This window comes from Streptomyces sp. NPDC002520, assembly GCF_053595235.1.
Genome location: NZ_JBSFXG010000018.1, coordinates 94,154 through 117,349, shown reverse-complemented (window position 1 = coordinate 117,349; position 23,196 = coordinate 94,154). Strand labels below are relative to the sequence as shown.

Genomic DNA, 23,196 nt, shown 5'->3' with positions numbered 1-23,196 from the left:
GCAGGCAGCGGAATTCAGCCACTCGAACGGTCCGGAATTCCGCGCGGGCCGCGTTTCCCCGGAAATCTGACCGTGGCGCCCCAGGGGCTTCGCGCTCCTTCGAACGCTTCCCGGAGCTCTGCCCCGACGCCCTCCGCCCGGGATCTGCGTGCGGGAGTGGCTGAGGGTGATCGGTCAGCGCATGTCTGTCATCAGCGCCCGCAGAAATGCCAGGTCGACCTTCTCCAGAGAATTGACGACGGTGCGCCGTTCGGCCGGGGCGATGGGGGCGACGGAGGGGACGGCGACCACCACGCAGCCGGCGGCCTCGCCCGCGGCGACGCCGGTGGCGGTGTCCTCCACGACGGCGCAGCGGGCCGGGTCCACGCCGAGGCCCGCGGCGGCGAGCAGGTAGGGGTCCGGATAGGGCTTGGTGCGCGTGACCTCGTCGCCGGCGACGGAGAGGGAGAAGTGCTGCGGGCCGAGGACGCTGAGCACACGGTCGATGATGCGGCGGTGGGAGGCGGAGACCAGGGCGGTGGGAACGGCGTGCTCGTGAAGTTCGGCGAGCAGCTCGGCTGCGCCGGGCATCAGCGGCAGGCCGCTGCCGATGCGCTCCTCGAAGCCCTCGTTGAGCAGGACGGAGAGTTCGGGGAGGGTGATGTCGGCGCCGGTGGCCTCGATGAGGAAGCCGGCGCTGCGGGTCATGGGTCCGCCGACCACGACGTGCCGCCAGGACTCGTCGAGGGTGTGGCCGAGTGTTGCGAAGACCTCGACCTCGACGTCCCACCAGAAGCCCTCGGTGTCCACCAGGGTGCCGTCCATGTCGAGGAGCACCGCCTGCAGGGCGGAGCCTTCGGCCGTTCGGGTTCCGAGCGCGGGGACCGTGCTGGTCATCCGGGCGCACCTCCTTGGGGGACGATCAGGCCGGTTCCCGGACAGGGAACCGGCCTGCAGTGGACCGACAAGTGTACGTCTCCCACGATCGAAACGCCTCGTTTACCCCTCCGACACGGGGGTACCCCTTGAAGCATCCGGCGCAGGCCAGAGGCCATATGTCATGCCCGCACCCAGGTGCCCTGAAGGGACATGGGACTGCATCACCATGCGGCGGCGGGGCGCCCCCGGCCAAACCCCCCGAGGGCTCAACGCGCGTTGAAGTACTTCGCCTCCGGATGATGGATCACGATCGCGTCCGTGGACTGCTCGGGGTGCAGCTGGAACTCCTCGGACAGGTGGACGCCGATCCGCTCCGGCCGCAGGAGCTCGGCGATCTTGGCCCGGTCCTCCAGGTCGGGGCAGGCGCCGTAGCCGAGCGAGAAGCGGGCGCCGCGGTACTTCAGGGCGAACATGTCCTCGATGTCGGCCGGGTCCTCCCCGCCGAAGCCGAGTTCGGCGCGGACGCGGGCGTGCCAGTACTCGGCCAGCGCCTCCGCCAACTGCACGGAAAGACCGTGCAGTTCGAGGTAGTCGCGGTAGGAGTTCGACGCGAAGAGCTTGGCGGTCTCCTCGCCGATGCGTGAGCCGACGGTGACGACCTGGAGGCCGACGACGTCGGTCTCCCCCGACTCCTCCGGGCGGAAGAAGTCGGCGAGGCACAGCCGGCGGCCGCGGCGCTGGCGCGGGAAGGTGAAGCGGGTGCGCTCGTTGCCCTGCTCGTCCAGGATGATCAGGTCGTCGTCCTTGGACACGCAGGGGAAGTAGCCGTAGACCACGGCGGCTTCCAGGAGGTTCTCCGTCTGGAGCCGGTCGAGCAGGCCGCGCAGGCGGGGGCGGCCCTCGGTCTCCGCGAGTTCCTCGTACGTCGGCCCGTCGCCGGTGCGGGCCTGCTTGAGGCCCCACTGGCCCTTGAACAGCGCGCCCTCGTCCAGCCAGCTCGCGTACTCCTTGAGCTGGATGCCCTTGATGACGCGGGTGTCCCAGAACGGCGGGGTCGGCACCGGGTTGTCGGTGGCGACGTCGGAGCGGACGTGGCCCTCCTCCGGGCGCTCGGTGACCTCGACGGCGGCCGTGGCCCGCACCCGGCGCTGCTTCAGCTCGGGCAGCTGGGCCCCGGGCACGCCGCGCTTGACGCCGATGAGGGCGTCCATGAGGCGCAGCCCCTCGAAGGCGTCGCGGGCGTAGCGGACCTCGCCCTCGTAGATCTCGTGCAGGTCCTGCTCGACGTAGGCGCGGGTGAGGGCGGCGCCGCCGAGGATGACGGGGAAGCGGACGGCGAGGCCGCGCTGGTTCAGCTCCTCCAGGTTCTCCTTCATGATCACCGTGGACTTGACGAGGAGACCGGACATGCCGATGACGTCGGCCCGGTGTTCCTCGGCGGCCTCCAGGATCGCGGAGACGGGCTGCTTGATGCCCAGGTTGACCACGTTGTAGCCGTTGTTGGACAGGATGATGTCGACGAGGTTCTTGCCGATGTCGTGCACGTCACCGCGCACGGTGGCCAGCACGATGGTGCCCTTGCCCTCGGAGTCCGACTTCTCCATGTGCGGTTCGAGGTGGGCGACGGCCGCCTTCATGACCTCGGCGGACTGGAGCACGAAGGGCAGCTGCATCTGACCGGAGCCGAAGAGCTCGCCGACGACCTTCATGCCGTCCAGGAGGGTCTCGTTGACGATGTCGAGGGCGGGCCGCTCGGTCAGCGCGAGGTCGAGGTCCGCCTCCAGGCCGTTGCGCTCGCCGTCGATGATCCGCCGCCCCAGCCGCTCCTCCAAGGGCAGCGCGGCGAGCTCCTCGGCCTTGCCGGCCTTGAGGGACTTGGCGGTGGCGCCCTCGAAGAGCTGCATGAGCTTCTGGAGGGGGTCGTAGCCCTCGCTGCGGCGGTCGTAGATGAGGTCGAGGGCGGTGGTGACCTGCTCCTCGTCGAAGCGGGCGATCGGCAGGATCTTGGAGGCGTGCACGATCGCCGAGTCCAGGCCCGCCTTGACGCACTCGTCGAGGAAGACGGAGTTCAGCAGGATGCGGGCGGCCGGGTTGAGGCCGAAGGAGATGTTCGACAGGCCCAGCGTGGTCTGCACGGCCGGGTGCCGCTTCTTCAGCTCGCGGATCGCCTCGATGGTGGCGATGCCGTCCTTCCGGGACTCCTCCTGACCGGTGCAGATGGTGAAGGTCAGGGTGTCGATGAGGATGTCGTCCTCGCGGATGCCCCAGTTCCCGGTGAGGTCGTCGATGAGCCGCTCGGCGATCTCGACCTTCTTCTCGGGGGTGCGGGCCTGGCCCTCCTCGTCGATGGTCAGCGCGATCAGCGCGGCGCCGTGCTCCCCGGCCAGCCGGGTGACCTTCGCGAAGCGGGAGTCGGGGCCGTCGCCGTCCTCGTAGTTGACCGAGTTGATGACCGCGCGGCCGCCGAGCTTCTCCAGGCCGGCCTGGAGGACGTCGACCTCGGTGGAGTCCAGCACGATCGGCAGGGTGGAGGCGGTCGCGAAGCGGCCGGCCAGCTCCTCCATGTCGGTGACGCCGTCGCGGCCGACGTAGTCCACGCACAGGTCGAGCATGTGCGCGCCCTCGCGGATCTGCTCGCGCGCCATCTCGACGCAGTCGTCCCAGCGGCCGGCCAGCATGGCCTCGCGGAACTTCTTGGAGCCGTTGGCGTTGGTGCGCTCGCCGATGGCCAGGTACGAGGTGTCCTGGCGGAACGGGACGGACTGGTAGAGGGAGGCCGCGCCGGGCTCGGGCCGCGGGTGCCGCTCGGGCGGGGTCAGGCCGCGGACGCGCTCGACGACCTGGCGCAGGTGCTCGGGGGTGGTGCCGCAGCAGCCGCCGACGAGGGAGAGGCCGTACTCGCGGACGAAGGTCTCCTGGGCGTTGGCCAGCTCCGGCGCGCTCAGCGGGTAGTGGGCGCCGTCCTTGCCGAGGACCGGCAGGCCCGCGTTCGGCATGCAGGACAGCGGGATGCGGGCGTTGCGGGCGAGGTAGCGCAGGTGCTCGCTCATCTCGGCCGGGCCGGTGGCGCAGTTCAGGCCGATCATGTCGATGCCGAGCGGCTCCAGCGCGGTCAGTGCCGCGCCGATCTCGGAGCCGAGGAGCATGGTGCCGGTGGTCTCGACGGTGACCGACACGATCACCGGCACGTCCAGGCCGAGGGCCTCGAGCCCCCGGCGGGCGCCGAGCACCGCGGCCTTGGTCTGCAGCAGGTCCTGGGTGGTCTCCACCAGCAGGGCGTCGGCGCCCCCGGTGACCAGTCCCTCGGCGTTGCGCTGGTAGGCGTCGCGCAGGGTGGTGTAAGGGGCGTGGCCGAGGGTGGGCAGCTTGGTGCCGGGGCCGATGGAGCCGAGCACCCAGCGGGCCCGGCCGTCCTTGGCGGTGAACTCGTCGGCGACCTCGCGGGCGACCCGGGCGCCGGCCTCGGACAGCTCGTGCACGCGCTCGGGGATGTCGTACTCGCCGAGCGCGGAGTGGTTGGCCCCGAAGGTGTTGGTCTCGACGCAGTCGACGCCCACGGCGAAGTACGCCTCGTGGACGGAGCGGACGATGTCGGGGCGGGTGAGATTGAGGATCTCGTTGCAGCCCTCGAGGTTCTGGAAGTCCTCGAGGGTGGGCTCCTGCTCCTGGAGCATGGTGCCCATGGCTCCGTCGGCCACCACCACACGGGTGGCGAGCGCCTCTCGGAGCGCGGACGCACGGGTCCGGCTGTCGGCGGAAGGGGTCGTTGGCAACGAGGCCATGAAGGGGCTCCCTGGGCTGCGACGGCTGTCGGCTATGCGCCTTCCCCGGCGGGACCGGCGAGGGGCACGGCGCCAGAGTAACCGTGAGTGGGCTTGGATGGGCACCGGCGTCCACGAGGCGGACACGCGTGGCGGAACCGGACGACCGGGGCGCCTGGCGCGGGCCCGGGGCGCCGCACGGCAAGGTGACGTCAGTTGTAACAGGCGCCGGCCAACCATTAGCGGGAGGTCGGCATGGACCGGTAGTGTTCGGCATTGCCGAACGGCATGAGATCGTGCCGTTCGGTGGTGATCGAAGGGGACGGAGGCAGGACGGCGATGGCACGGAACATCCAGTCGCTCGAACGGGCGGCGGCGATGCTGCGGCTGCTCGCGGGCGGCGAGCGGCGGCTCGGTCTGTCGGACATCGCGTCGTCGCTGGGCCTCGCCAAGGGCACCGCCCACGGCATCCTGCGCACCCTGCAGGCGGAGGGCTTCGTCGAACAGGACGACGCCTCCGGCCGCTACCAGCTGGGCGCTGAGCTGCTGCGCCTGGGCACCACCTATCTGGACGTGCACGAGTTGCGCGCGCGGGCCCTGGTGTGGACGGACGACCTGGCCCGGTCCAGCGGGGAGAGCGTGTACCTGGGCGTCCTGCACCAGCAGGGCGTCCTGATCGTGCACCACGTCTTCCGGCCGGACGACAGCCGGCAGGTGCTGGAGATAGGGGCCATGCAGCCGCTGCACTCCACGGCGCTGGGCAAGGTGCTCTCCGCGTACGACCCGGTGGCGCACAGCGAGGCGCTGGAGGCCGACCGCAAGCCCTTCACGGACCGCACGGTGTACGCGGCGGAGGACTTCGAGCACCTTCTGGACGTCACACGCGCGCGTGGGTACGCGGCCGACGTGGAGGAGACCTGGGAGGGCGTGGCGTCGATCGCCGCGCCGATCCACGACCGGCGCCGCATGCCGGTGGGCGCCGTGGGGATCACGGGCGCCGTGGAGCGGCTGTGCCGGGACGGCGAGGCCGGTCACGAAGTGCGTCCGGAACTGATCGCGGCGGTGCGGGACTGCGCCCGCGCGGTCTCCCGGGACCTGGGCGCGGGACGGTTCTGAGCCGCGGGCGGCCCCGCCCGCCCGCACCCGTCGCCCGTACCCCGGTCCGGCCCGCCCGCACCCGCCGCCCGCACCCCGTCGTCGGCTCAGCCGCGGCGTGACCGATTCCGGTTCACCCGCGGCGCGGCCGGTTCCTTCACCCGGCGTGGCTCGATTCCGACCCCTTCGCGGCATGACCGACTCCGATTCGCCTGCGGCATGACCGATTCATCCGCGATCGACAACTGATGCTCCGGCCGACGACCGGGACGCGAGGCGGCGTCCCGGCACTCGCCATACCCTGAAACGGACATATGAGGCGAGATCGCACGTCCAGGAAGCGAAAGTGATAGGCAACAGCGATCAATAACGATCCTGCTTTCGATAACAGAACTCTTGACGCATGCGTAACCCCAAAGCAAGACTCCCGTCCATCGGTCGGCATTGCCGAACACCTTCCGGTAATACGCGCTAGAGTGTGACAACGCCAAGGACCGGTATCGCTCTCACCCCCGAGGGCGCCAGAACCCCCGGAGGGACCCGGGGTTCGGTTTCCCTGGACGAAGGACAAAGGAGTCGCGGGTGTCCAGCTCCGACATCTTCATCGGCGAGACCATCGGTACCGCCATACTCATCCTGCTCGGCGGCGGCGTCTGCGCCGCCGTGACGCTGAAGGCCTCCAAGGCCCGTAACGCCGGTTGGCTCGCCATCGCCTTCGGGTGGGGCTTCGCCGTTCTGACGGCCGTCTACACCTCTGCGCCGCTGTCCGGCGCCCACCTGAACCCGGCCGTGACGCTCGCGCTCGCGATCAAGGACAAGGACTTCAGCGACCTGCCCGTCTACTGGGGCGGTCAACTGCTCGGCGCCATGATCGGCGCCACCCTGGTCTGGCTCGCGTACTACGGCCAGTTCCACGCGCACCTCACCGACAAGGAGATCGTCGGCGGTCCGGGAGCACAGGCCACGGCGACCAAGGCCGTCGAGGCCGAGGAGCAGGCCGCCGGCCCGGTCCTGGGCGTCTTCTCCACCGGTCCGGAGATCCGCAACGCGGTGCAGAACCTCGCCACGGAGATCATCGGCACCGTGGTGCTCGTGCTCGCGGTCCTCACCCAGGGCCTGAACGACAAGGGCAACGGTCTCGGCCCCCTGGGCGCCCTGATCACCGCGCTGGTCGTCGTCTCCATCGGTCTCTCGCTCGGCGGCCCCACGGGCTACGCGATCAACCCGGCCCGTGACCTGGGTCCGCGCATCGTGCACGCCCTGCTGCCGCTGCCGAACAAGGGCGGCTCCGACTGGAGCTACGCCTGGGTCCCGGTGGCCGGTCCGCTGATCGGCGGCGCCATCGCGGTAGGCATCTACAACGTCGCCTTCGCTTGAGAAGCCGCTCGAACAAGCCGAGTCTTCCGGTACGCGCCGTACGTACAGCCCTTCACCACGGACCTCTCAGGAGCACACAGTGACCGACGCCCACACCGCAGGCCCGTTCATCGCGGCCATCGACCAGGGCACGACCTCCTCGCGCTGCATCGTCTTCGACAAGGACGGCCGCATCGTCTCCGTCGACCAGAAGGAGCACGAGCAGATCTTCCCGAAGCCGGGCTGGGTCGAGCACGACGCCGACGAGATCTGGACCAACGTCCAGGAGGTCGTCGCCGGAGCCGTCCGGAAGGCCGGCATCACCCGCGACGACATCAAGGCCATCGGCATCACCAACCAGCGCGAGACCACCGTGCTGTGGGACAAGAACACCGGTGAGCCCGTCCACAACGCCATCGTCTGGCAGGACACCCGCACCGACGCCCTGTGCAAGGAGCTCGGCCGCAACGTCGGCCAGGACCGCTTCCGCCGCGAGACCGGCCTGCCGCTGGCCTCCTACTTCGCCGGTCCCAAGGCCCGCTGGCTGCTCGACAACGTCGACGGCCTCAAGGAGCGCGCCGAGGCGGGCGACATCCTCTTCGGCACCATGGACACCTGGGTCATCTGGAACCTGACCGGCGGTGTCGACGGCGGCAAGCACGTCACCGACGTCACCAACGCCTCCCGCACCCTCCTGATGAACCTGCACACGATGCAGTGGGACGAGAAGATCGCCGAGTCGATCGGCGTGCCGCTGCAGATCCTGCCCGAGATCCGCTCCTCCGCCGAGGTCTACGGCGAGGTCACCGGCGGCAGTCTCGGCGACCTGCTCGGCGGCATCCCGGTCGCCTCCGCGCTCGGCGACCAGCAGGCCGCCCTGTTCGGCCAGTGCTGCTTCGCCGAGGGCGAGACCAAGTCGACCTACGGCACCGGCACCTTCATGGTGATGAACACCGGCGACAAGATCATCAACTCGTACGCCGGTCTGCTGACCACCGTCGGCTACAAGATCGGCGACCAGCAGACGGTGTACGCCCTGGAGGGCTCGATCGCCGTCACCGGCTCCCTGGTGCAGTGGATGCGCGACCAGATGGGCCTGATCTCCACCGCCGCCGAGATCGAGACGCTCGCGCTCTCCGTCGAGGACAACGGCGGCGCCTACTTCGTCCCGGCCTTCTCCGGCCTGTTCGCCCCGCACTGGCGCTCCGACGCCCGCGGTGTGATCGCCGGCCTGACCCGGTACGTCACCAAGGCGCACCTCGCGCGCGCCGTCCTGGAGGCCACCGCCTGGCAGACCCGGGAGATCGCCGACGCCATGGTCAAGGACTCCGGCGACGAGCTGGTGGCCCTCAAGGTCGACGGTGGCATGACCGCCAACAACCTGCTGATGCAGACCCTCGCCGACGTCCTGGACGCCCCCGTGGTGCGCCCGATGGTCGCCGAGACCACCTGCCTCGGCGCCGCCTACGCCGCCGGCCTCGCCGTCGGCTTCTGGTCCAGCACCGACGAACTGCGCGCCAACTGGCGCCGGGCCGCCGAGTGGACCCCCCGCATGGACGCGGAGACCCGCGACCGTGAGTACAAGAACTGGCTCAAGGCCGTCGACCGGACCATGGGCTGGATCGAGGACGAGAGCTGAGCGCCCCAAGACGGCTCAGACATCTCTGACGAGGAGTAAGTACCCGACATGACCAGTCAGTCCACCCTGCAGTCCGTGCCCGCCCTGGGGACGCACCCGGCCTCCGGCTCCAACCCGAGCCGCGCCGAGACCAGGGAGCAGCTCGCCAAGGCGTCGTACGACCTTCTTGTGATCGGCGGCGGCATCCTGGGCATCTCCACCGCCTGGCACGCCGCGCAGTCCGGCCTGCGGGTGGCACTGGTCGACTCCGGCGACTTCGCCGGGGCCACCTCCTCCGCCTCCTCCAAGCTGCTCCACGGGGGCCTGCGCTACCTGCAGACCGGTGCCGTGAAGCTGGTGGCGGAGAACCACTTCGAGCGCCGTGCGGTCTCCCGTCAGGTGGCTCCCCACCTGGCGAACCCGCTCACGTTCTACCTCCCCGTGTACAAGGGCGGGCCGCACGGCGCGGCGAAGCTCGGCGCGGGCGTCTTCGCCTACTCCGCGCTCTCCGCGTTCGGTGACGGCGTCGGCCACCTGCTCTCCCCCGCCAAGGCGGCGCAGGACGTGCCCGAGCTGCGCACCGAGAACCTCAAGGCCGTGGCCGTGTACGGCGACGACCAGATGAACGACGCGCGCATGGCGCTGATGACGGTCCGCGCGGCCGTCGAGGCGGGCGCGGTCGTGCTGAACCACGCCGAGGTCACCGGTCTGCGCTTCACCCGCGGCCGGGTCACCGGCGCCGAGCTGCGGGACCGGATATCCGGGGACGAGTTCGGCGTCGACGCCCGTCTCGTGCTGAACGCGACCGGCCCCTGGGTCGACCACCTGCGGAAGATGGAGGACCCGGGCGCCGCCCCCTCCATCCGGCTGTCCAAGGGCGCGCACCTGGTCCTGAAGCGCACCTCCCCGTGGAAGGCCGCGCTGGCCACGCCGATCGACAAGTACCGCATCACCTTCGCCCTCCCCTGGGAGGACATGCTGCTGCTCGGCACCACCGACGAGGAGTACGAGGGCGACCCGGCGGCCGTCGCGGTCGACGAGAAGGACATCGCCCAGATCCTGGACGAGGCCGCGTTCTCCGTCCGGGACCAGCAGCTCCGGCGCGAACTGATCACCTACGCCTTCGCCGGCCTGCGCGTGCTGCCGGGCGGCCCCGGCAGCACCGCCAAGGCCAAGCGCGAGACGGTGGTGACCGAGGGCAAGGGCGGCATGCTGTCCGTCGCGGGCGGCAAGTGGACCACCTTCCGGCACATCGGCCGCACGGTGATGAAGAAGCTGGAGGAGCTGCCGGGGCACCCGCTCGGCGACGGCTTCGAGCCGATCTCCTCGCTGCCGAAGAAGCTGCCGCTGCCCGGCGTCGCCAACCCGCGCGCGGTAGCCCACCGCCTCCTGGTGGACCACCCGGCGCCCGGCCCGCGCATGGCCGCCGACACCGCCAGGCACCTGGCCACCCACTACGGCTCCCTGGCCTTCGACATCGCCCGCATCGCCAACGAACACCCCGAGCTGGCCGAACGCGTCCACCCGGACGCCCCGGAGATCTGGGCGCAGGTCGTCTGGGCTCGCGACCACGAGTGGGCCGAGACGGCGGACGACGTGCTGCGTCGCCGTACGACGCTGACGATCCGGGGTCTTGCCACGGAGGAGGTCCGGGGCAAGGTCCAGGACCTGCTCGACGAGAAGTAGCCGGGCACGGCAAAGGGGCGGCTCCACTGCGAGGGAACCGCCCCTTTCGCATGGGCGAGGGGCGGTGTCAGTGCCGGGTGCTTCCCTGGGGGCATGAACGACGATCAGGCTGACCCGGCCGAACTGACGGCCCTGCGCGAGGCGTTCGGCGCTGACGACGGCGACGGCGAGTCGGCACTGGGCTGGGAGGCGGTGCGGGCCTTCGAGGCGGAGCACGGGCTGGTGCTGCCCGAGCCGTACCGGACATATGGCTGATCACCGGTGGAGGCGCGGCCCCGTTCGGCGCGGAGTTCGGTCACACCAGCGCGGAGCCGGGGTTCGCCGGCTGGGTGCGGCACTGGGTGGAAGGCAAGGAGTGGTTCGACGGGGCGGCCACATAATGTGCTGAGACATCCGATGTCTGGGCGACAGGAGGCCGGTCATGGCAGTCACCGACGAGGCGATCGAGAAGATCAAGGGGATGATCGTCTCCGGTGCGCTGCGGCCCGGGGACCGACTGCCCAAGGAGAGCGAACTCGCCGCCGGGCTGGGGCTGTCCCGCAACTCGCTGCGGGAGGCGGTGCGGGCGCTGTCGCTGATCCGGATCCTGGACGTGCGGCAGGGTGACGGCACCTATGTGACGAGCCTGGACCCGCAACTGCTGCTGGAGGCCATGAGCTTCGTCGTGGACTTCCACCGCGACGACACGGTGCTGGAGTTCCTCGCGGTGCGCCGCATCCTCGAACCGGCCGCGACCGCGCTCGCGGCCTCACGGATCGGCGAGAGCCAACTGGACGTGCTGTCGGCCCAGTTGGACGCGCTCGGGGCCGAGCCGTCGGTGGAGGAACTGGTCGCGAGCGATCTGGAGTTCCACCGGGGCATCGTCAAGAGCGCGGGCAACTCGGTGCTGTGCTCGCTGCTGGACGGTCTGTCGGGGCCCACGACCCGGGCCCGGATCTGGCGGGGGCTCACCCAGGAGGACGCGGTGGGCCGCACCCTGCGCGAGCACCGCGCGATCCTCGCCGCGCTGCGCGACCGGGACGCGGAGGCGGCCCGCTCCTGGGCGACCGTGCACATCGCGAGCGTCGAGCAGTGGCTGCGCAGCACCCTGTGAGACACCCCACGGAACAGGGCGGGCTCCCCGATGGCAAGGGGTGTTCCGACCCGGTGAACGGGGCAGTGATCCGTGCATCCCCCGGCCGAGGGGGCTGCGGGCGCCCGCGCCGGACGCGGTAGGTTGGAACGTCAAGCGAGGGCACGTCGGAAGGAGGCACTGGGTGATCGAGCTGGAGGGGGTTCCCGAGCTGATCGACCCAGTCATGGTGGCCGCGTTCGAGGGCTGGAACGATGCCGGCGACGCCGCCTCCACGGCGGTCGCGCATCTGGAACGCGAGTGGAAGGGCGAGGTGTTCGCGGCGCTGGACGCCGAGGACTACTACGACTTCCAGGTGAACCGCCCCACGGTGTTCATGGACGGCGGCGTGCGCAAGATCACCTGGCCGACGACACGGCTGTCGGTGGTCCGGGTCGGCGGCGAGAAGCCGCGCGACCTGGTGCTGGTGCGCGGCATCGAACCGTCCATGCGCTGGCGGTCGTTCTGCAACGAGCTGCTGGGCTTCGCGCACGAGCTGGGCGTGGAGCTGGTGGTCATCCTGGGCGCCCTGCTCGGCGACACCCCGCACACGCGTCCGGTCCCGGTCAGCGGGGTCACGTCCGACCCGGACCTGGCCCAGCGGATGGACCTGGAGGAGACCAAGTACGAGGGCCCCACGGGCATCGTCGGCGTCCTCCAGGAGGCCTGCACGCACGCCGGGGTCCCGGCGGTGTCGCTGTGGGCGGCCGTCCCGCACTACGTCTCCCAGCCGCCCAACCCCAAGGCCACGCTGGCGCTGCTCAACCGCCTGGAGGACCTGCTCGACCTGCGCATCCCACAGGGCGAGCTACCCGAGGACGCGCGCGCCTGGCAGGTGGGCGTGGACCAGCTGGCCGCCGAGGACAGCGAGGTCGCCGAGTACGTCCAGACGCTGGAGGAGGCCCGGGACACCGCCGAGCTGCCGGAGGCGTCCGGAGAGGCGATCGCCCGCGAGTTCGAGCGGTACCTGCGGCGCCGGGACGTCAACCCGCCCGGCGGGCACGCCACGGCGGACGGCGGGGAGGGCGGCTCCTTCCGCCGTGACGCGCCCGGCGGCGGCCGCAACCGCCCGCCGAAGCCGGACACCTCCGGCGGTTCCCCGGGCAACGGCGCGAAGGGCGACGACGAGGACAGCTCGGAGGACTGAGCGCTCGCGGACGCGCGGAGAGGGGGACGGTCCCGGGTGGGACCGTCCCCCTCTCCGTGTCGCTGCCGTAATGCCGGGCGCCCCACCGGGGTGCCGCGATCGGCCGTCGGGCGTCCGCCGCATGATCGTGGCCGGTCGCGACCGTGCGGCGGAGCCGCATGTCGACGCAGCCCCGCGCCCCTTTCGGGGCGCGGTCCTTCGCGGCGCCTAGAGAGCCACTCCCAGCAATGCGTCCACGGCTCGGGTGACCACGCCGGGGGCGCCCGTGTCGGTGCCGCCCTCAGCCTCCTGGCGGGCCGCCCAGCGGTCCACGGCCGCGAGCGCGGCGGGCGCGTCGAGGTCGTTCGCGAGGCCCTCGCGGATCTCCTCAACCAGCGCGTCGGCGGACGGGCCGTCGGGCCGGGAGACGGCCGCGCGCCAGCGCCCGAGCCGGTCCACGGCATCCTGCAGGACCTGGTCGGTCCACTCCCAGTCGGCGCGGTAGTGGTGGGCGAGCAGGGCGAGGCGGATGGCGGCCGGGTCGACGCCGTCGCGGCGCAGCTGCGAGACGAAGACGAGGTTGCCCTTGGACTTGGACATCTTCTCGCCGTGCAGGGCGACCATGCCGGCGTGGACGTAGGCCTTGGCCATCGGGAACTCGCCGGTCAGCACCTGGGCGTGCGAGGCGCCCATCTCGTGGTGCGGGAAGGCGAGGTCGGAGCCGCCGCCCTGGACGTCGAAGCCCATGCCGAGGTGGTCGAGGGCGATGGCCACGCACTCGATGTGCCAGCCGGGCCGGCCCCGGCCGAGGGAGCCGCCGTCCCAGCTGGGCTCGCCCTCACGGGCCGCCATCCACAGCATCGGGTCGAGCGGGTTCTTCTTGCCCGGGCGGTCCGGGTCGCCGCCGCGCTCGGCGGACAGCAGCCGCATGGCGGCCGCGTCGAGGTTCGAGACCGAGCCGAAGTGCGGGTCGGACTCGACGGAGAAGTAGATGTCACCCTCCAGCTCGTAGGCCGCGCCGAGGTCGCGCAGCCGTTCCACGAGCGGGACGATGCCGGGTATCGCCTCGACGGCGCCTATGTAGTGCCGCGGCGGGAGCATCCTGAGGGCGGTCATGTCCTCGCGGAAGAGAACCGTCTCCTTCTCGGCGAGGGCGACCCAGTCGACGCCGTCCCGCTCCGCGCGCTCCAGCAGCGGATCGTCGACGTCGGTGACGTTCTGGACGTAGTGAACCTGCCGCTTGGTGTCGAGCCACACGCGCTGAACGAGGTCGAACGCGTTGTAGGTCGCCGCGTGACCCATGTGGGTCGCGTCGTACGGCGTGATGCCGCAGACGTAGATACGGGCGACAGGACCGGGGTCGAGGGTGACGAGGCCGCCGGTCGCGGTGTCGTGGATCCTCAGGTCGCGGCCCTGACCAGGCAGGGCGGGGACCTCGGAAGCGGGCCAGGCATGCATGTACATGAGCCTAACCCGGTCGCGAGTCGCTTATACGAACGGGATCGGGCCGGATGGCCGGTGAGGCGTTCTTGTACCCGGGCGCGTTGTGTGCTTGCCGGGGCGCGGATCCACCGGCGGCCGCAGACCCGAACCGGCGACGGCGGGTCCGCACCGCCGGCTCCGGGCCCACACCGGCGGTGAGCCCACGCGGACGGTGAGCCCACGCCGACGGCGCCGGGATCACACTCACTGCTGTGGGACACCCACTGCTGTGGGCTCACACCCCCCGCTGTGGGCTCACGCCGGCCGCGCCGGTCTCACACCGGTGGCCAGGGGATCGCCGGCCACTCCCCGCTCGGCTCGGGGTGCCGGCCGGCGGTGAGGAGGGCGTCGACACGCGCGCGCGTGGCGTCGATCTCGGCCCGGGTGATCAGGGGGGCCAGCCGGGCGGACAGCTCACCGCCGTCCGAGAGGCCCTTCCTGAGGCCCCCCAGCACCTCGACGGCCTCCTCGGGCAGGGGCTCGCCGGCCCACCCCCACAAGAGCGTGCGCAGCTTGTTCTCGACGTTGAAGCTGACCCCGTGGTCGATGCCGTACAGCCGGCCCTCAGCGGTGGGCAGCAGGTGGCCGCCCTTGCGGTCGGCGTTGTTGATCACGGCGTCGAGAACGGCGAGCCGGCGCAGCCGCTCGTCGTCGGCGTGCACGAGCAGCGCGGTGCGGCCCTCGCCGACCTCGGCGAACCCGATCGCCTTCCAGCCCGGCTCCGGCTCCTCGCCGTCCACCAGGGCGAGCAGCTCCGCCTCCGCGGCGACGTCGATCCACAGCTGGCACATGCCCTCGCCGTACGGCCCCTCGCGCAGCACGGTGGGGGGCACGAGCCCCCAGCCGGTGGCCTCGGAGACCTCGTAGGCGGCGACCTCGCGGCCGGCCAGGGTGCCGTCGGGGAAGTCCCACAGCGGGCGCTCCCCGGCCACCGGCTTGTACACGCAGGTGGCTTCCGTACCGTCGTACGTGATCGTGCAGAACAGCGCCGCGTTGGACGCCTCGCGGATCCGGCCGCGTACGGTCAGCTCACCGCGGGCGAGCAGTTCTGCGAAGGCGGCGTCGGCCTCCGGGTCGGCGGCCGTCACGCTCCGCGGCGGTATCCGTTCTGGCGCGGACATACGTGTCCTTCCGGATCGAGCGGGAGGCTGCACAGCGGGCACGGCGGCCGCCCGGCGTTGACGACGTCGAGGGCGCGCTTGGCGAAGGCCCTGGCCTGCGCACCGGTCAGCCGGACCCGCAGCATGGGGGGTCCGTTCTCCTCGTCCTGGAGCAGCCGCTCCTCGGCCTCGGCGAGGTCCTCGTCCGTCTCGGCGTCCAGCTCCACGAGGGCCTGGGCCTCGACGATCATGCGTTGTTCCTCGCCGTCCCAGGCGAGGGCCATGGTGCCGACGCGGAACTCCTCCTCGATGGGGGTGTCCAGCGGGGCCGTGTCGGAGATCTCGGTGGGCGCCACGGCCGGGACGGCGGCGTTGCCACCACTACGTCGCACGACCTCGTCGAGCAGCTCGTCCATGCGCTCGGCGAGTGCGGCGACCTGGGTCTTCTCCAGAGCCACGCTGGTCACCCGGGGGCCTGCGGTGGCCTGGAGGAAGAACGTACGGCGCCCGGGCAGCCCGACCGTGCCGGCGATGAAACGGTCCGGCGGATCGTAGAGGAACACCTGACGGGACACGTCCTGTCTCCATTGGATTCGAGGTTTCGGCAGTGCTGGCCATGTGGGGGTGCGACGGGGTGGGTCGATTCACCCTACTGCGGCCGACGATCACGGTGCTCCCGCACCGCCACCGACCGGTGCGTCGTCCTCCGGGGGTGTCTCGCGCGGGGCGAGGGAGGCGAAGTCGCCGGTGTCGCCGAGGCGGACGAGGTACGGCCTCAGGCGGGTGTAGCGGATCACGGTGACGGAACAGGGCTCCACGGAGATCCGCTGGAAGAGGTCGAGATGAAGTCCGAGTGCGTCCGCGACGAGGGACTTGATGATGTCACCGTGCGAGCACATGAGGTAGACCGCGTCGGCGCCGTGGTCGCGCTCCACGCGCGCGTTCCACTCGCGTACCGCCTCGGCGGCGCGGGTCTGCATGGCCCGCATGGACTCGCCGCCGGGGAAGGCGGCGGCCGACGGGTGGGTCTGGACGACCTCCATCAGCGGCTCGTCCTTCAGCTCGGCGAGCTTGCGGCCGGACCAGTCGCCGTAGTCGCACTCCCCGATCCGCTCCTCGGTGTGGACGCGTAGTCCGGGCCGGGCGTCGAGCAGGGGACGCAGGGTCTCCTGGCAGCGCTGCAGCGGGCTGGCGACCACCTCGGTGAGCGGCAGCCCGGCGAGCCGTCCGGGCAGCGCGGCGGCCTGCGCGACGCCGCGTTCGTCCAGGGCGACGCCCGGCGTCCAGCCGGCGAGCACCCCCGAGGTGTTGGCGGTGGAGCGTCCGTGCCGGACGAGGATCAGCGTGGGCATGCGGCCCAGCGTAAGCGCTTCAGGACATGCGTCCGGGGTCGGTCGAGAGGAGAATACGCTCCGTGATCGTGGACTGCGCGGTGTACCGGGACGGGCGCCGCACCGAGGGCCCGGAGGACCTGTCCGACGCACTGGATGAGGCGCGGGCGGCGGGCGGGTTCGTGTGGATCGGGCTGTACGAGCCGTCGGCGCGGGAGTTCGACCTGGTCACGCAGGAGTTCGCGTTGCATCCGCTGGCGGTCGAGGACGCCCTGAAGGCGCACCAGCGGCCCAAGTTGGAGGTGTACGACGACTCGCTGTTCATGGTCCTCAAGCCGGTGTGGTACGAGCCCGAGAGCGACATGGTCTCGGCCGGCGAGGTCATGGTCTTCGTCGGCGACTGTTTCGTGGTGACCGTGCGGCACGGCGAGGGTTCGCCGCTGGCCGCCGTGCGGCACCGGCTGGAGGACGACCCGGAGATGCTGGCCAGGGGTCCCACCGCCGTGCTGTACGCGATCTCCGACACCACCGTCGACCACTACCTGGACGTGGCGACGGAGCTGCAGACGGACCTGGAGGAGCTGGAGGCCGAGGTGTTCCAGCCGGAACGCGGCGGCACCCGCTACACCGCGTCCCGTATCTACAACTTCAAGCGGCAGATCCTGGAGTTCCGCAGGGCGACCGTGCCCCTCGTGGTGCCGCTGACCCGGCTGGGCGCGACCGGCCCGCTCGGCATCGGGGTGCCGTTCGTGCACGACAAGGCGCGGCCCTTCTTCCGGGACGTGAACGACCACCTCGCGCGCGTGAACGAGTCCGTGGAGGGGCTCGACCGGCTGGTGTCGGACATCCTGGCGGCGCATCTGGCGCAGATGAGCGTGCGGCAGAACGACGACATGCGGAAGATCTCCGCGTGGGCGGCGATGGCCGCCGTACCCACGATGATCGCGGGCATCTACGGCATGAACTTCGACCACATGCCCGAGCTGCACTGGCTGTGGTCCTACCCGGCGGTGATCCTGCTGATGGCCGGTCTCGAGGTGCTGCTGTACCAGACGTTCAAGCGGCGCGGCTGGCTGTGAGCGGGGTTCAGACGAACTCGGGTGCGGGGGTGGCGGGTCCGCCGAGGGCGTCGCGGCGCTCGGGCATGCGCAGGCTCACCATGCGGCGCCAGCCGCCCAGGCGCTCGTAGGCGTACACGGCGTTGATCCCGGTCGCGAGGACGGCCGAGCGGGTCCTCGACCAGCCGAGGGTGCGCCCCATGTGGGCCATGACGGCGAGGCTGACGTCACGGTGGATCCGGATCTCGGCCAGCGCGCACGCGCGCAGGGTGCGCTGGATGGCGCGGCCGTGGCCGGCGCGGGCGAAGCGGAGGAGTTCCTCGTGGCAGTAGGCGAGGTGGTTGTCCTCGTCGTGGGAGATCATCCGCACGGCGCGGCCGATGTCGGGGTGGTCGCCGAAGTGCTTGCGCAGCAGCTCCATCTGCTCGGAGGCGCGCTGTTCGGTGACCCGGCTGTGGGCGAGGTAGGTGACGATGTCCTGCACGGTCAGCGGCCGGTCAGCCTTCAGTTTCTCGTGCGCGAGGCCGATGCCGTGCCGCTCCAGGAGCATCGTGTAGTCGGTGTCCGGCGGCACGTCGACGGGTCTGAGGCCGCGCTTGCGCAGCAGGGCGTCGAAGATCCGGCCGTGCTTGTCCTCGTCCGCCCCGTGCCGGGCGATCTTGGGTGCGAGCGCGCGTTCGCTCTGCGGGACCCGTGCGGCGATCCGCCCGTTCTCCCAGCCGCCCTGGGACTCACCGCTGGCCGCGATGGAGCAGAAGAGCCGGAAGGAGGCGTCGTTGTCGAGGATCTCCTGGAACAGACTGCTGACCGAAAGCATCGTGAGCTCCTCCCTGCGACGTCCCGCCTGCGGCATTCCGCAAAGAACAGTCCAAATGCGGACAGAGGGGTTACGCAACAGCAGTGCGGAGCCGCTCGGCCGAAAGGAGCAATGCGGGGGTCGTAACCGCGCGGGTCCTGGCGCGTTGTTCTGCGTGACGGCCGTGGCGGGGAAGACCCCCGAGCCCCCACCACGGCCGCTGAAACCTCTACGGCCCCTCCGGATCGACCCCTTCGACCTGTCCGGGTCTCTCTCCGTTTCCCTTATGCGAGTCCGGCCCGCTCCAGGGCCTCGGCGCCGGCCCGCAGGGACGCCATCCGTTCGTCCAGGGCGAAGCCGGCCGGGGCGAGGCTGAGGGTGGTGACGCCGGCGGCGGCGTAGGCCTTCATCCGGTCGGCGATGCGGTCGACCGAGCCGAGCAGTGTGGTCTTGTCGATGAGGTCCTGCGGGACCGCGGCGGCAGCGCCCTCCTTGTCGCCGGCCAGGTACTTCTCCTGGATCTCGGCGGCCTCCTGCTCGTAACCCATGCGCCGGGCGAGCCGGTTGTAGAAGTTCTGCTTGAGGCTGCCCATACCGCCCACGTACAGCGCGGTGTAGGGGCGGAAGACGTCGGCGAGCCGGGACAGGTCCTTGTCCTCGCCGACGGCCAGGGGCAGGGTCGGGCAGATGTCGAACCCGTCGAGGGTCTTGCCGGCCTTCTCGCGGCCCGCGCGCAGGTACGTGACCGTGGTCTCCTCCAGGTGTTCCGCGGAGGGGAAGATGAGCAGCGCGCCGTCGGCGATCTCGCCGGTCTGCTCGAGGTTCTTGGGGCCGATGGCGGCGATGTAGAGCGGGATGTGCTCGCGCTGCGGCTGTACGGTCAGCTTGATCGGCTTGCCCGGGCCGCCGGGCAGCGGCAGCGTCCAGTGCTCACCCGCGTACGTCAGCCGCTCACGGGCCATCGCCTTGCGCACGATCTCCACGTACTCGCGGGTGCGCGACAGCGGCTTGTCGAACTTGACGCCGTACCAGCCCTCGGAGACCTGCGGGCCGGAGACGCCGAGTCCGAGCCGGAAGCGGCCTCCGGACAGCGCGTCGAGCGTCGACGCGGTCATCGCGGTCATCGCCGGCTGGCGGGCCGGGATCTGGAAGATGGCCGAACCGACGTCGATGCGCTCCGTCTTCGCGGCGACCCAGGTGAGCACCGTGGCAGCGTCGGAGCCGTACGCCTCGGCGGCCCAGCACACGGAGTAGCCCAGCCGCTCGGCCTCCTGAGCCACGGCCAGATTGTCCCCGTCCATCCCCGCGCCCCAGTAGCCGAGGTTGATCCCGAGCTTCATGGCCGATTCCCCTTACCCGTGAGTAATGTTCGTTGGGCGAGACCTTAGCGACCGGGACGCGTCCCGCCCAGCCCCGACTCGCGGCGCCTTGGCCGCGCCACCGGGAATTCCCCCGCCCACGCCCGGACATCGGTTGTCCACAGGCAACCCACGGCAGCAGCCGTGGCCAGTAATCTCGCGCACATGGAGCAGAGGCATCTCGGCCGTACCGGCCTGCGCGTGTCCCGGATCGGACTCGGCACCCTCACCTGGGGCCGGGACACCGACGAGCACGACGCCGCGGACATGCTGAAGGCGTTCTGGGAGGCCGGCGGTACCCTCGTCGACACCGCCGACGTGTACGGCGACGGCGAGGCCGAGTATCTGCTCGGACAGCTGATGGACGGGCTCGTGCCACGCCGGGACCTGGTGGTCTCCACCAAGGCGGGCAGTGTGCCCGACCCCGACCGGCGCTTCGACGGCTCCCGGGGTCATCTGCTCGACGCCCTGGACGCCTCGCTGGCCCGCCTCGGCACGGATCACGTCGACCTGTGGCACGTCCACGCGTTCGACCCCGAGACGCCGCTGGAGGAGACGCTCCAGGCCCTGGACCTGGCCGTGAGCAGTGGCCGCGCCCGCTACGCCGGGGTCTCCAACTTCTGCGGCTGGCAGTTCGCCAAGGCGGCCACCTGGCAGCTGGCCGCGCCGGGCTCCCGCACCCGGCTGGCCAGTACGCAGATGGAGTACTCGCTGCTCCAGCGCGGCGTCGAACGCGAGGTGCTGCCCGCCGCGCTCGACCTGGGCGTCGGCCTGCTGCCCTCCTCCCCGCTGGGCCGGGGCGTGCTCACGGGCAAGTACCGGCACGGCACTCCCCCGGACTCGCGCGGGGCCTCGGAACACATGTCACTGTTCGTCGAGCCGTACCTGGACGACACCGCGACCGGCATCGTGGACGCGGTGACCACGGCCGCCGACGGGCTCGCGGTCACACCGCTCCAGGTGGCCCTCGCCTGGGTCCGGGACCGGCCCGGCGTGGCCGCGCCGATCGTGGGCGCACGCAACGCACAGCAGCTCACGGCGGCATTGTCAGTGGAGGCCCTTAGTCTTCCTGACGAGATCTGCCGGGCCCTCGACGACGTGTCGGCGCCCGTGCACCGCTATCCCGATCACGACTGGAGCACGCTGTGAGCACGGAGCCGGAGACCACGGAGGAAGCCGTGCCGGGTACGCCGGAGTCCTCGGACACCCCTCAGGCCGCCGGAGAGGAGACGGCGTCCGAGGAGAGCCGTGCGGACACGGACGCGGACACGGACACGGACGCGGACACGGAGGGGAACGGGTCGGCGGAGGGAGCCGAGGGCACCGACGGTGACGGCTCCGCGCAGGTGTCCGAGGCGCAGGCCGAGCTGGCCGCGCAGCGGGTCGAGCGGGAGCGGATCGAGCGCCGCAAGGCGGAGAAGAAGTCCCCCATCGACAGCGGTACGAAGCTGAGCGGCACGGCGGCCGACCTGCTCGCGGCCGTGCGGGCGGTGGAGGGCGGCAAGAAGTCGCCGACCTCGGTCGCCACGCCCGAGCCGGCCCCGCGCCGCGCCGCCCCGGAGCCGACGCCCAGGCCCGAGCCCGCCCCGGCCGCCGCCGCGCCGAGCGCCCCCGCCCCGGAGGCGGTCGACGCCGTGCGACGCGTGCTGTCCGAGGGCGGCGCGCCCGACACCCTGGCGCCGCAAGTGGCCGCGGCTCTCGGCGAGGGCGCCGACACCACGCTCCGGGAGGACCCCTGGCAGCTGCTGCGGGTCACCGGTGTACGGCCGGACCAGGCCGACGGGTTCGCGCGGGCGCTGCTGGGCGCGGCCTGCGGTCCGGACGACGAGCGCCGGGGCCGCGCCCTGACGGTGTGGCTGCTGGAGCAGGCCGCGCTGGCCGGCCACACCGCGCTGGACCTGCCGGCGCTCACCGCGGCCCTCGCCCAGCGGTCCGTGCCGGACGCGGACGCTGCCGTCCAGAGCGCGCTCACGGAGGGCGAGGCGCTGGTCTTCCAGGACGCCCTGGACGAGCCCGGCGCCCCGGCCGGTCAGGAGGGCGACGAGGAGGACGGCGAGGCGGAGCGGCCGGTCCGGGTCCTGGTGGGCCTGGAGCGCTACGCGCTCGCCGAGGAGAGCCTCGCCGACGGCCTGGCCCGCCTGGTCAACTCCCTGTCGAAGGAGACCGCGGAGACCTGGGCGAAGGCCGTCGACCGGGTCTCCGGCGGAGCGGCCGAACTGGTCCGGGCCCTCGCAGGCAACGGCCTGGTGCTGCACACCGGCGGCGAGGCGGCCCGCGCCGAACCGGCCGCGGTGCTGTCCGCCGCCCGCGCCGCCGGCCTGCGTGCCTTCGCCGCCTGCCACACCCCGGACGGCCGCCACCGCTTCACCGCGCTGCCGGGCGCCGCCGGTGAATCCTCGGCCGGCGACCCCGAAGGCGCCACCGCGCCGTCCGTCGGCACCGTCGCCGGTGTCCTCTCCGGCGCCGAGGGCCCCGGCCGGGATGCGGAAGGCGCCCTGGACCTCGATCTGCTGATCGTGCTCGACGCGCCCCAACTCGACGTCGAGAGCGCCGCGATGCTGGTGGAGTCGCTGCCCGACGGGGCGCGGCTGCTGCTCAGCGGCGACCCCGCGGTGCTGTGGTCGGCCGGGCCCGGCCGGGTCTTCGCCGACCTCCTCGCGGCCCGCGCCTGCCCGCAGATCGCCTCCCGCACGCCCGACCCGGGCCCGATCGGCGAACTGGTCTCCGGGATCGGCGTCGGCGAGCTGAACCAGGTCGAGGCGCCCGGCAAGGAGATCGTCATCGTGCCGGTGCGGGACGCGAAAGAGGCCGTGCACCGGACCGTGCAGCTGGTCGCGGACTCGGTACCGCGCGCGATCGGCGTGCCGCCCGAGCAGACGGTCGTGATCACCCCGGGCCACGGCGGCGCCGCCGGCACCCGGGCCCTCAACACCGCTCTCAAGGAGCGCCTCAACCCCGGCCCCGGCCGCTTCGGCGGCTTCGACCCCGGCGACCGGATCGCCTACACCCCCGCCCCCGGCCGTACGGTGCCGGGCCGGGTGGTGAAGGCCGACGCCGAGGGGCTGCACCTGGAGTGCGCGGGCGCCCCCGTCGTCGTACCGCGCGAGCGGGTGGAGGGTGCCGTGCGGCACGGCTGGGCACTGACCGCGCATCAGGCGGTGGGAAGCCGCTGGCCCGCCGTCGTGGCGGTCCTCCCCGGCGACGCGGCGCAGACGCTCAGCAGACCGTGGGTGTACACCGCGTTCGGCCGCGCCGATCGCCATCTCTCCGTGGTCCACGGGGTGGAACAAGCACTTCCGAAGGCGGTGGCGGAAGCACTCGCCACACCCCGCACGACCCGTCTGGGGACCCTCCTGCGCACCCAGGTCCCCCCGGCCGGCTGACGCACGCGTCTTCGCCGCGACCGAACTCGGTCACGGCGGCGGGGAGCGGCGGTGGCGTACTTGCCTCGGCCCGTACG

The 23,196-nt window shown here is 71.7% G+C and carries 18 protein-coding genes; 10 read left to right on the top strand and 8 right to left on the bottom strand.

Going from position 1 to position 23,196, the window contains the following annotated elements; translation table 11 throughout:
* Positions 1-174 precede the first annotated feature (174 nt).
* Positions 175-876, bottom strand: a complete 702-nt coding sequence (locus ACWD5D_RS24750; protein ID WP_451374923.1) for an HAD family hydrolase — start codon at positions 874-876, stop codon at positions 175-177.
* 248 nt (positions 877-1,124) lie between these two features.
* Positions 1,125-4,640 (bottom strand): methionine synthase, encoded by a 3,516-nt coding sequence (metH, locus tag ACWD5D_RS24745; protein WP_451374922.1) that lies wholly within the window; start codon positions 4,638-4,640, stop codon positions 1,125-1,127.
* Between the two features lie 318 nt (positions 4,641-4,958).
* On the opposite strand from metH, the gene ACWD5D_RS24740 reads away from it, so the two are divergent.
* From ACWD5D_RS24740 to ACWD5D_RS24710, 7 genes are all read left to right on the top strand, one after another.
* Complete coding sequence (locus ACWD5D_RS24740) at positions 4,959-5,735, top strand: IclR family transcriptional regulator (RefSeq protein WP_451374921.1); 777 nt, start codon at positions 4,959-4,961, stop codon at positions 5,733-5,735.
* Between the two features lie 561 nt (positions 5,736-6,296).
* Complete coding sequence (locus tag ACWD5D_RS24735; RefSeq protein ID WP_451374920.1) at positions 6,297-7,091, top strand: MIP/aquaporin family protein; 795 nt, start codon at positions 6,297-6,299, stop codon at positions 7,089-7,091.
* A gap of 79 nt (positions 7,092-7,170) precedes the next feature.
* The gene (glpK, locus tag ACWD5D_RS24730) at positions 7,171-8,709 is read left to right on the top strand and encodes a glycerol kinase GlpK (protein ID WP_451374919.1); all 1,539 of its coding nucleotides are present in this window, start codon (positions 7,171-7,173) and stop codon (positions 8,707-8,709) included.
* 48 nt (positions 8,710-8,757) lie between these two features.
* Positions 8,758-10,374 carry an FAD-dependent oxidoreductase gene (locus tag ACWD5D_RS24725; RefSeq protein WP_451374918.1) on the top strand — a complete coding sequence of 539 codons (1,617 nt, stop codon included), beginning with the start codon at positions 8,758-8,760 and terminating at the stop codon, positions 10,372-10,374.
* Between the two features lie 93 nt (positions 10,375-10,467).
* Positions 10,468-10,629 (top strand): hypothetical protein, encoded by a 162-nt coding sequence (locus tag ACWD5D_RS24720; RefSeq protein ID WP_451374917.1) that lies wholly within the window; start codon positions 10,468-10,470, stop codon positions 10,627-10,629.
* Positions 10,630-10,795: 166 nt separating this feature from the next.
* A complete protein-coding gene (locus ACWD5D_RS24715; RefSeq protein WP_451374916.1) occupies positions 10,796-11,467 on the top strand; it encodes a FadR/GntR family transcriptional regulator in 672 nt (223 codons plus the stop codon).
* 163 nt (positions 11,468-11,630) lie between these two features.
* Positions 11,631-12,632, top strand: a complete 1,002-nt coding sequence (locus tag ACWD5D_RS24710; RefSeq protein WP_451374915.1) for a PAC2 family protein — start codon at positions 11,631-11,633, stop codon at positions 12,630-12,632.
* A gap of 207 nt (positions 12,633-12,839) precedes the next feature.
* Here ACWD5D_RS24710 and mshC read toward each other — a convergent pair whose 3' ends face one another.
* The 4 genes from mshC to ACWD5D_RS24690 all read right to left on the bottom strand — a co-directional run bounded on the left by mshC (position 12,840) and on the right by ACWD5D_RS24690 (position 16,545).
* Complete coding sequence (gene mshC / locus ACWD5D_RS24705) at positions 12,840-14,069, bottom strand: cysteine--1-D-myo-inosityl 2-amino-2-deoxy-alpha-D-glucopyranoside ligase (protein WP_451374914.1); 1,230 nt, start codon at positions 14,067-14,069, stop codon at positions 12,840-12,842.
* 299 nt (positions 14,070-14,368) lie between these two features.
* The gene (locus ACWD5D_RS24700) at positions 14,369-15,214 is read right to left on the bottom strand and encodes an SCO1664 family protein (RefSeq protein WP_451374913.1); all 846 of its coding nucleotides are present in this window, start codon (positions 15,212-15,214) and stop codon (positions 14,369-14,371) included.
* On the bottom strand, positions 15,178-15,768 hold the full coding sequence (locus ACWD5D_RS24695) for a DUF3090 domain-containing protein (RefSeq protein ID WP_451374912.1): 591 nt from the start codon (positions 15,766-15,768) through the stop codon (positions 15,178-15,180). Before ACWD5D_RS24695 ends, ACWD5D_RS24700 begins: the two co-directional genes overlap by 37 nt.
* Before the next feature lie 90 nt (positions 15,769-15,858).
* Complete coding sequence (locus tag ACWD5D_RS24690; protein ID WP_451374911.1) at positions 15,859-16,545, bottom strand: histidine phosphatase family protein; 687 nt, start codon at positions 16,543-16,545, stop codon at positions 15,859-15,861.
* 62 nt (positions 16,546-16,607) lie between these two features.
* Between ACWD5D_RS24690 and corA the strand changes: the two genes are divergently transcribed.
* Positions 16,608-17,603 (top strand): magnesium/cobalt transporter CorA, encoded by a 996-nt coding sequence (corA, locus tag ACWD5D_RS24685; protein WP_451374910.1) that lies wholly within the window; start codon positions 16,608-16,610, stop codon positions 17,601-17,603.
* 7 nt (positions 17,604-17,610) lie between these two features.
* Here corA and ACWD5D_RS24680 read toward each other — a convergent pair whose 3' ends face one another.
* Both ACWD5D_RS24680 and ACWD5D_RS24675 read right to left on the bottom strand, forming a co-directional pair.
* Entirely contained in the window at positions 17,611-18,399 is a 789-nt protein-coding gene (locus ACWD5D_RS24680) for a ferritin-like domain-containing protein (protein WP_451374909.1), read from the bottom strand.
* 263 nt (positions 18,400-18,662) lie between these two features.
* Positions 18,663-19,718 (bottom strand): LLM class F420-dependent oxidoreductase, encoded by a 1,056-nt coding sequence (locus tag ACWD5D_RS24675; RefSeq protein ID WP_451374908.1) that lies wholly within the window; start codon positions 19,716-19,718, stop codon positions 18,663-18,665.
* Positions 19,719-19,901: 183 nt separating this feature from the next.
* On the opposite strand from ACWD5D_RS24675, the gene ACWD5D_RS24670 reads away from it, so the two are divergent.
* The gene (locus ACWD5D_RS24670) at positions 19,902-20,885 is read left to right on the top strand and encodes an aldo/keto reductase (protein WP_451374907.1); all 984 of its coding nucleotides are present in this window, start codon (positions 19,902-19,904) and stop codon (positions 20,883-20,885) included.
* Positions 20,882-23,119 (top strand): helix-hairpin-helix domain-containing protein, encoded by a 2,238-nt coding sequence (locus tag ACWD5D_RS24665; protein ID WP_451374906.1) that lies wholly within the window; start codon positions 20,882-20,884, stop codon positions 23,117-23,119. Before ACWD5D_RS24670 ends, ACWD5D_RS24665 begins: the two co-directional genes overlap by 4 nt.
* Positions 23,120-23,196: the final 77 nt, after the last annotated feature.